Source organism: Limnobacter sp. UBA3528 (genome assembly GCF_002377005.1).
Taxonomy (GTDB): domain Bacteria; phylum Pseudomonadota; class Gammaproteobacteria; order Burkholderiales; family Burkholderiaceae_B; genus Limnobacter.
Genome location: NZ_DFOZ01000039.1, coordinates 60,944 through 69,846 on the forward strand (window position 1 = coordinate 60,944; position 8,903 = coordinate 69,846).

7 protein-coding genes are annotated in these 8,903 nt (G+C 52.7%); 6 read left to right on the forward strand and 1 reads right to left on the reverse strand.

Annotated elements, in window-relative coordinates; genetic code table 11:
- Nucleotides 1-23: 23 nt before the first annotated feature.
- The 6 genes from hemP (at nt 24) to B4N58_RS12070 (ending at nt 6,572) form a co-directional block, all read left to right on the forward strand.
- Entirely contained in the window at nt 24-209 is a 186-nt protein-coding gene (gene hemP / locus B4N58_RS12045) for a hemin uptake protein HemP (RefSeq protein WP_291749689.1), read from the forward strand.
- Between the two features lie 70 nt (nt 210-279).
- Entirely contained in the window at nt 280-2,415 is a 2,136-nt protein-coding gene (locus B4N58_RS12050) for a TonB-dependent siderophore receptor (protein WP_291749692.1), read from the forward strand.
- A complete protein-coding gene (locus B4N58_RS12055; protein WP_291749694.1) occupies nt 2,396-2,698 on the forward strand; it encodes a hypothetical protein in 303 nt (100 codons plus the stop codon). The genes B4N58_RS12050 and B4N58_RS12055 overlap by 20 nt, the downstream gene beginning before the upstream one ends.
- Before the next feature lie 9 nt (nt 2,699-2,707).
- Nucleotides 2,708-4,324 (forward strand): PepSY-associated TM helix domain-containing protein, encoded by a 1,617-nt coding sequence (locus B4N58_RS12060; RefSeq protein ID WP_291749696.1) that lies wholly within the window; start codon nt 2,708-2,710, stop codon nt 4,322-4,324.
- Nucleotides 4,315-4,605 carry a DUF3325 family protein gene (locus B4N58_RS12065; RefSeq protein WP_008251360.1) on the forward strand — a complete coding sequence of 97 codons (291 nt, stop codon included), beginning with the start codon at nt 4,315-4,317 and terminating at the stop codon, nt 4,603-4,605. The genes B4N58_RS12060 and B4N58_RS12065 overlap by 10 nt, the downstream gene beginning before the upstream one ends.
- Nucleotides 4,606-4,661: 56 nt before the next feature.
- A complete protein-coding gene (locus tag B4N58_RS12070; RefSeq protein WP_291749699.1) occupies nt 4,662-6,572 on the forward strand; it encodes a c-type cytochrome in 1,911 nt (636 codons plus the stop codon).
- A 59-nt stretch (nt 6,573-6,631) separates the two neighbouring features.
- Here B4N58_RS12070 and B4N58_RS12075 read toward each other — a convergent pair whose 3' ends face one another.
- The gene (locus B4N58_RS12075; protein ID WP_291749701.1) at nt 6,632-8,536 is read right to left on the reverse strand and encodes a TonB-dependent receptor family protein; all 1,905 of its coding nucleotides are present in this window, start codon (nt 8,534-8,536) and stop codon (nt 6,632-6,634) included.
- Nucleotides 8,537-8,903: the final 367 nt, after the last annotated feature.

The window sequence follows — 8,903 nt, forward strand, 5'->3', positions numbered from 1 at the left end:
AATCCACTTTATTCCGGGCCACCATGAATTCCCAATCTACGCTGAAAACCGGCACTGCCCCTGAAAGCCACACTGAACCAGCGGCAGCAGCGCCTTTGAATACAAAAACCCTGTTTCCTCAAGGCAGCCGCGAACGAACCATTGTTCATGACAACACAGAGTATCGATTGCGAATTACCGCCCAAGGCAAACTGATTTTGACCAAATAAATTTCTCTCACCCTCAAACCGCAAGCCAGCAAAACCGAGTAGCCAGCCAGCGTTTTTTTCAACCCGTACCATGAACCCGAAAAAAATTCTGCCCTGCGCCATTAGCGCGATTACCCTGTTTTGGCCCCAACTTTCAAACGCTCAAGAAGCCGCCACCCTGCCCGCTGTCAAAGTTGAAGGGCAAGTGCAAGCGGAACCAAGTCCTTCCGCACCTGTTGATGGTTACAAAGCCAGCAGCACTTTCTCTGCTACAAAAACCGGCACACCCGTTGTGGAAACCCAGCAGTCGATTTCGGTCATTACACGCGATCGAATTGAAGACCAGGGCGCACTGACTTTGCAAGACACACTGGGTTACACCGCAGGTGTCAGCGCAGGTTCCTATGGTTTCGACAATCGTGGCGACTGGGCTTTTATCCGAGGCACTTCATTTGTGCAGTACCAAGATGGTTTAAAACAGCTTTTTGGTTTTTACAACAATGTGCGCCCCGACCCGTTTACTCTGGAGCGTGTTGAAGTGGTGAAAGGCCCGTCATCTGTGTTGTATGGCCAGGGCGGTTTTGGCGGCCTTGTGAATATGGTCAGCAAGCGGCCACAACGCGAACAGGCTGGTGAAGTGGGGGTGCAGCTGGGCGAATACGGCCGCAAACAATTGGCACTCGACTTGAGCGGCCCACTGAATGAGGAAGGCACCCTGCTGTACCGCATGATCGCTCTGACCCGCGACAGCGACACCCAAGTGAACTTTGTGCCGGATGATCGAGACCTGTTCGCACCCGCCATTACCTGGAGGCCCAACGCCGACACCAGCCTGACTGCGTATTTGAATGTGCAACGGGATGTGTCGGGTTCATCCGTCGGCTTTTTCCCGATCATCGGCACCCGTTTTGAAGGGCCGAATGGCCGCATTCCAACTGACACATTCATCAGCGAGCCAGGCTTCGACTTGTACCTGGCCAAGCAAACCTCGTATGGGCTGGAGTTTGATCATCGTTTGAACGATGTGTTCACCTTCAACCAGAAAGTGAAACAAAGCGACAGTGCGGTGTCGTACAACTCGATTTACTCCTCATTCAACAGGGGCACAGTTGGTCGCCCAACCATCAACTCAGATGGGCGTACGATCAATCGCGTCGCCATTTCCCAATACAACGTCGCTGACAGCTTTACAAGCGACTCGCAACTTCAAGCAAACTGGACAAATGGCGCATTTGAAAACACCACGATCGTTGGTATCGATTTTCAGCGGGTAGCGCTGGGCGGCGCTCAAAGTGTTGGTGGTAGCGCTGAACCAATCGATTACTTAAACCCGGTCTACGGAGACTTTGTAGCGCCAACCCAACGTGATTTGGCAGGTACCCTTCAAAGACAAACTGGTATTTATGCGCAACACCAACTGAAGTATGACAAGCGTTGGTTAAGCACTGTAGGCGTCAGGCGTGACTGGGCCAAATCAGAAACCGACAACGCACCGGCCTCCAACCTGGATACATCCACCAACACCTACAAGGCCAGCCTGGGTTACATCACCGATTTCGGCGCTATGCCTTACTACAGCTATTCGGAATCGTTCCTTCCAATTGGCGGCCTGGACTTCTTTGGCAATCCGTTCAAGCCTCAACAAGCTGAACAACAGGAAATGGGTGTGAAATATGAAACACCGGATGGTAAGTCGCTTTTCACTGCTGCCGTTTATGAAATCAAGGAAAACAACCGACGCGTCGCTGATCCTGCTGAAGCCAACAATCAAATTCAGGTTGGCGAAGCGGAAAGCAAAGGTGTTGAACTGGAAGCCAATCACCGCCTCAGCCCCACCGTGGATATTCTGGCGGCCTATGCCTACACCAGCGCCAAAGTAACTCGCCATTCCACACCCAACAGTCAAGGCAAAAGATTGGCCACAGTGCCCAAACAAACCCTCAGCCTGTGGGGACGCCAGAAGTTTTCCATGCTCGGCTTACCCGGCTGGCAATGGGGCGCAGGCTTGCGATTCATTGACGAATCCTGGGACGGCGTAGACAACGTGCGTACACCCAGTGTGACACTGCTGGACGCCATGCTCTCGTATGAAACTGGCGATTGGCGCTACGCAGTGAATGCGACCAATCTGGCCAACCGCGAATACGTTTCCACCTGTTTGTCTCGTGGCGACTGTTTCTATGGTGTCGAACGCAATGTGGTGTTCAGTGCAAACTACCGTTTCTAAAACACAGTGGCTAAAAATCAGCAGTCGGCAAATTGTTTGCCTGCTGCTGGCATTTCCTGCGGGGTTGGCTTTGGCCAATCTGTTTGCAGCAACATTGGCCATTTTGCTGTTCAAAGCAGGCATGGAGCAAAGCGAAGCCTTGACCCTTGGCCTGCTACTGGCCTACCTGGCCATGCCTTGTTGGATGCTGTGGGTTTATTGCACAGCGAGCCTGGCCTGGCTAAGTGCCCAGGGACTGTTGTTTGGTTTGCTGTGTGCAATCGTCATCTACTTTCCTTGGTAAACCCCAGTCGTGAGCAAGCAGAAAGCACCTTCCATTCGTCAACACATGGCCTGGTTTCACACCTGGTTTGGACTCTTCATCGGCTTCCTTCTATTCGCTGTGTTCTGGATGGGTACGCTCACCGTATTCGACAAAGAGTTCGATCGCTGGATGCACCCGGAAAGCCGCAGTGTTGCTGGTGAATGTTGCACACTGAGCCCCCAACAACTTGAAACCGCATTGCTGAAAGCGCGAGAGTTGGCGCCCGAGTCGGACAATATACGACTGCGCTTACCCACCGAACGTACGCCCATGACACTGATTCGGATTGTCAAACCCGACCGAACCTTGAAGGCCTATTTCATGGACCCCGACACGGGCAAAGTGGTGTCCAACGAACACACGTTGGGTGGCAGCGGTTTCTTTTTTCCCTTCCACTACAAATTCAATATTGCATGGAACAATGTCGGCTATTTTCTGCTCGGGATCGCAGGTTTGGCGATGATGGCCCTGCTGATCAGCGGAATTGTCATTCACCGGAAACTTCTGGCTGAGTTCTTTGTGTTTCGTCCGAAAAAACACACTGTGCGCAGCCTTCTTGACTTGCACAACATGAGCAGCGTGGTGGCACTGCCCTTTCACTTCATCATCACATTCACTGGCCTGCTGATCTTCTTTTCCATCTATTTTCCTTGGGCCACACTAACCGCGTTTGATGGAGACAAAGCCGCCTCGCAGAAAGCCATGAGTGGTTTTATCAACATGCCTCCCAGCGGTTTTACTGAAGACCCCGAGCAACAAATCGCCGCATTGAAAACCGTGCCAACTTTGGTTCAAGCACGGGAAACTGCCTGGAGCCAGGCCTTGGGCGAAACTGCGCGTGCCGATTCAATCAATATTCGCAACTTGAGCGACAGCAACGCCACACTCGAAATTCGCAGGGTATTTCCCGAGCGCAGTATCACAATGAGTACACATGCCGACACAGTGCTGTTGCATACTGGCGAACTGCTCCATGCGCATCAACCCAAACCCATCAAGAGCTTTACCCACTGGATCAACGGCCTGCACTTCATACAGTTTGACCACACTGCACTTCGAGTGCTGTACGTGGTGGGTGGTTTGTTGGGTTGCCTCATGATTCACACCGGTTTTTTGTTTTGGCTGGAGTCGCGCCGCGTTCAACACCACAAGAAAAAACTGCCAGGCTTTACCGTGGTTCAAGCCCTGACTGTGGGCGGCACTGTCGGCATGATGATTGCCACTGCCGCGTATCTTGTGGCAAATCAGCTTCTTCCCAACCAACTTCCTAACCGCGCAACCACCGAAACATGGGTGTTTTATGGCGTGTGGGTACTCGCGATATTCTGGGCTTTTGTCAACGCCGTCCGATTCAAACGGCTGCAAAACCAGGCAGCCGCGCACCGCAGCAGCCAGTGGTTTCAACCCACGGTTGTGTTCACAGCCCTGTGTGCGCTGGCTTGGCTGCTCAATCAAATCAACACAGGTGGCATGTTCGCAGCCGCCCTTGATCAAGGGGACATGAATTCACTGGCCATCGACATGGGTTTGCTTCTCATGGTTGCAATGGGCACATACACGGCTTGCAAAATAGTCACTCCCAACGAGGCTTTTGAATGCACCTAACCCTACAAGTTGCGCTGGCTTTTTCGCTTCTGTTTTCAGGTTTGCTGTTGATCGCACTTTCACAACAGGCGCATTTTCGTCATCGCCGTTGGGCTGGACGTTGCAATGCGATTGGCTTACGTTCAGTGGGGGCACGCCGCACCGCTGGCCTGCTCGCCTTGCTGCTAAGCGCAATCACACTCAGCTTCATGCAAGGAATAGCTTTTGGATTGGTGGTGTGGGTCATGGCAACGGCGGCACTGGCCGTTGTTTTGGCATGGGTGCTCGCCCGGTCAAGTTAGGCGGTCGCTTGTGTTGTAGGCGTATAATTGCCCCACATTCAACACGAGCTATAGTCATGACCACCCGTTTTGCCACCACCGCCCTCTTGCTGCTGGCCAGCTTTGCAGCAAACGCACAAAGCAATACAACACCCACCACAGTCGACATGGCCAACCGTGTTCAGGCTTGTGTGGCCTGTCATGGCGCCGAAGGCCGCGCCAGCGCAGAAGGTTATTACCCGCGTATTGCCGGCAAACCGGAAGGCTACCTGTACAACCAGCTGATCGCATTTCGCGATGGTGGCCGTCAACATGCCGCCATGAACGGCATTGTGCAACACCTGTCGAACGACTACCTGCAGCAAATGGCGAGATACTTTGCTGCGCAAAATCCACCCTACCCTGCACCCGTAAAAAGTACAGCCTCAGCCGCAGAACTTGAGCAAGGCAAACGTTTGGTATTCGACGGTGTTCCATCAAAAAAAATTCCTGCCTGCGCGGCCTGCCACGGACAAGCACTGACCGGAGTTGAGCCCTATACACCAGGCTTGCTGGGTTTGCCACGCGATTACCTGAACGCGCAACTGGGCAAATGGCGCAACGGGCAGCGCCAAGCCGCCGACCCTGATTGCATGCACGCACTGGTGAAAGCACTCAGCCCCGAGCAATTGAATACAGCAACAGCTTATTTGGCCGCACAGCCAGTACCTGAAAACCCAAAAGCCGCACCGGCCAACAGTATTCAGTTTCCTTTGAAATGCGGCACACACACCACCACAGCAGTGCCCGGTAACAACAATGTATCGACAGAGCCGATCGCATTGAATGTGCTGTCAGCGCAAGAAAAACGCGGCGCCTATTTGGCGCGTTTGGGCAATTGTGCCGGTTGTCACACAGCCAATCCCAAAAAACCTTATGCTGGTGGCCGCGCCATCGAAACACCTTTCGGCAAAATTTACAGCACCAACTTAACCCCCAATGCCGAGCACGGATTGGGCAGCTGGACTGCAGATGATTTTTACAAAGCCATGCACAGTGGTGTCTCGAAAAATGGCGACTACCTTTACCCGGCATTTCCCTACACCGATTACACCAAAATGAGCCGGGCTGAAGTCGATGACTTATTCGCTTACTTAAAGCGCCTGCCCGCGATTGCTCAAAAAACACCCAAGCCTTCCTTGCAGTTTCCCTTCAACCAGCGCCCACTTCTGGCCGTGTGGCGAGCACTGTACTTTACTGAGGGCGAATTCAAACCTGATACCACGCAAACAGCACTGTGGAATCGAGGGGCCTACCTGATCAACGGCCCAGGACATTGCGCGGCTTGCCACACACCACGGAACACTTTGGGTGGATTGAAAGACAAACTGAATTTAAGCGGTGCCACCATTCCGGTACTGGACTGGTTTGCACCAGCGCTGAACAATCACTCCCTGCACGGTCTGGGCAAATGGAGTGAAAGCGACATTGCCCAGTACTTGCAAAGCGGAGTTAACCGGCATGCCGCAACATACGGCCCCATGGCCGAAGTGGTGGCGCACAGTCTGCAATTTGCCACGGCCGCCGATATACAAGCCATGGCGGTGTACCTTAAAAGCCTGCCGCCACAAGCCCCATCGGAAAAAGAATCGACAGGCCTTGGGCAACGTACCTTGCTGCCACTGATGCAGCGGGGCGAAAACATTTACACCAACACTTGCGCGGAATGTCATGGCAAGCAAGGAGAAGGGAAAGCCAATCAGTTCCCGGCCTTGGCGGGCAATGTGAATGTGATTGCACCCAACCCGGTCAATGCCATTCGCATGGTGCTGAATGGCGGGTTTTCACCCAGCACGCAAGCTGCGCCCTACCCACATGGCATGCCACCTTATCGTGTCGAACTGAGCAACAACGACATTGCAGCGGTGGTCACTTACATTCGCCGAAGCTGGGGCAACACGGCCAGTGGTGTTGCGTCTGTCGAAGTGGACAAACAACGCGGCCAGTAATAAAAAAAGCCGGTGACGAATTGCTTCCCCCACCGGCTTTTGGACCTTGCATCAAGCGATTAGAAATCAAGCTGCATTTCTACCAGCAACATACGCCCAGGTGCGGGTACGCGACCGGTTGTGCTTACGTCCACACCCCGGAAGAAGTACTGTTCGTCAAACAGGTTATTGATCCCAAAACCAAGATTCATGTTCTTGCCTTGCCCAATCGGGAAATCACGCCCCACGCGCATGTTCACCAAAGTGTAGGCGGGCAATTCACCAGCACTGCCGTTGGCAGTTTCAACCTGTGTGTTGGCTGAATCACTGAAGCTTTCAGAAACATACAGGGCATTTGCGTTGGCCGTCCAATTGCCAAACTTGTACACCGCATCCAACCCCAAATGGTGCGTGGGTGCATTGCGAAGTTCCTTGCCTTGATCAGCGCCCGACAATTGCTCCGTATCCAGATAGGTATAACTCATTCCCAGTTCAGTTTGGCTGTTCAGGTTCCAGCGACCTTCCAGCTCAACGCCTTCTTGGCGTGTTTCCCCCAGGTTGCGGAATGCGCCTGTATCGAAAACGATCTGGTCTTTGTAATCCACCCGGAACAGCGTTGCCGCAATATTGGCTTGCGGGTTGATCTGCCAGCGTGAACCGATTTCGTAGTTCTCGGCGGTTTCATTGCCCACATCACCACCGCGCGTCACCTGTGCCGTTTGCACCGGCACCAATGAACGCTGCGCATTGGTAAATACGAACACATCTTTCGTGGCCTGGTAACCCACAGTCAAGCCAGGCAACCATTCATCGGGGTTGTTCTGAAACTCGGTACCGGTATTCAAATCACGGTAGCGGGTTTCAACATCTTCATAACGAATGCCCGGCGTTACTTTCAAACGATCGTCCATCAATCCAATGGTGTCGCTGACGTAGTAAGCCATCGCCTTGGTGGTAAAGTCCCAGCGGCGGAACGGATTCACTGCCCCTGTTGCAAGCGTGGTGCGGCTTACATCAAAGCGCACATCTTCTTCAACAAAACGCGCACCTGCAATCACTGTGTGGTTGGCTATCTGCTTGGTGAACCTTGGTTCCGTGCCATGCACACTGAACACGCGTGGGGAATCGAGAACAAACGCTGGCGTTTGTGCTGGGTCATCCGAGAAAGTGGCTGACTGGCTGAAGAAGAACGTGCGATTTGCTTGGTGCGCAAAATTGCGCCATGTCAGCTTGAAATCGTCGGAAAACGAATGATTCCAGGTGAAAGTGCCGCGCCACATGTCTGCGTCGTACGCATCAAAAGGCTTTTGCGACTGGTTTGGGTTTTGATCATAGGCAGCTGGGCTTAAGGCACCAGGCAATTCAGCCTTCACTTCGTAATACTGCAACTGCGCTTTGAAATCGTTGTTGGGGTTCAGGTAGTACTCGCCATCCACAATGAAGTTACGCACTTCGGTGTCTGAACGATCACGCTGGCCCTTGCCATCCACAATGTTGGCCTGAAATTGCAAGCCAAGGTCTTCACGCACAAAACCACCAATTCGGTAGTAAGTGTCGGTCAGCATGTTGCCAGTTTCTTCGGAAATTTGAAGGCGCTCGCGGAAGGTCTGGCTGGTTTTCGCGGGAATGGGCTTGGTCACCAAATTCAGCACACCGCCCACGTTGTTCGGCCCGTAATGCACGGCAGCACCACCCCGCACCAAATCTACAGCTTCAAGGCTGGGCAATGTAACGGGAAATAGCGACAGGCCCACGTTGGTGTAAGGGCCAATGGCAATCGGGTAACCATCCACCAAAATTTGCAAACGTTCGCTGCGCAAAGGGTTCAAACCACGCACACCAATGTTGGGCAAAATTCCGGTGCCGGTTTCGTCCAGTACTTGAACACCCGGCACACGGCGCAAGGCATCTTCCAGGTTCAAAGCACCACGTTCCTCAAGATCTTCTTTCTCAAGCACCGTGCGCGCACCTGTGTAGGCTTTCACACTTTCCTCGGTGGGTGGACCCAACCAGTCGGATTGGACAGTGACGGGTGCCAGGGTCTGTGCTACTGAAACCCCGCTAAAAGACAAGCAAGCGAGAGCAACCGCCCTCGCGAGACAATCAACCGGTGCGAGTTTGAAATTGATGGAATATTTGCTGTGGACAGGATTAAACATGACAAATTTAGTTATTAATAATTGTTTCTATTATCATTAAATTTGGTATGTAAAAATAACCACTGCCATCAAAACGCGTTAAATATTGAACCCTTCTCTCCAATAAAGTTACACAATCAATTCAACTGCGGTCGATCAACATGGAAGCATCGTCTTCATTTCCCCTTATTGCGTATTCTGGTCGAAAGACACC

Bases quoted from the DNA above. Each gene is read 5' to 3' on its own strand.
- hemP (WP_291749689.1), top strand. From the start codon at position 24: ATGAATTCCCAATCTACGCTGAAAACCGGCACTGCCCCTGAAAGCCAC.
- B4N58_RS12050 (WP_291749692.1), top strand. From the start codon at position 280: ATGAACCCGAAAAAAATTCTGCCCTGCGCCATTAGCGCGATTACCCTG.
- B4N58_RS12065 (WP_008251360.1), top strand. From the start codon at position 4,315: ATGCACCTAACCCTACAAGTTGCGCTGGCTTTTTCGCTTCTGTTTTCA.
- B4N58_RS12070 (WP_291749699.1), top strand. From the start codon at position 4,662: ATGACCACCCGTTTTGCCACCACCGCCCTCTTGCTGCTGGCCAGCTTT.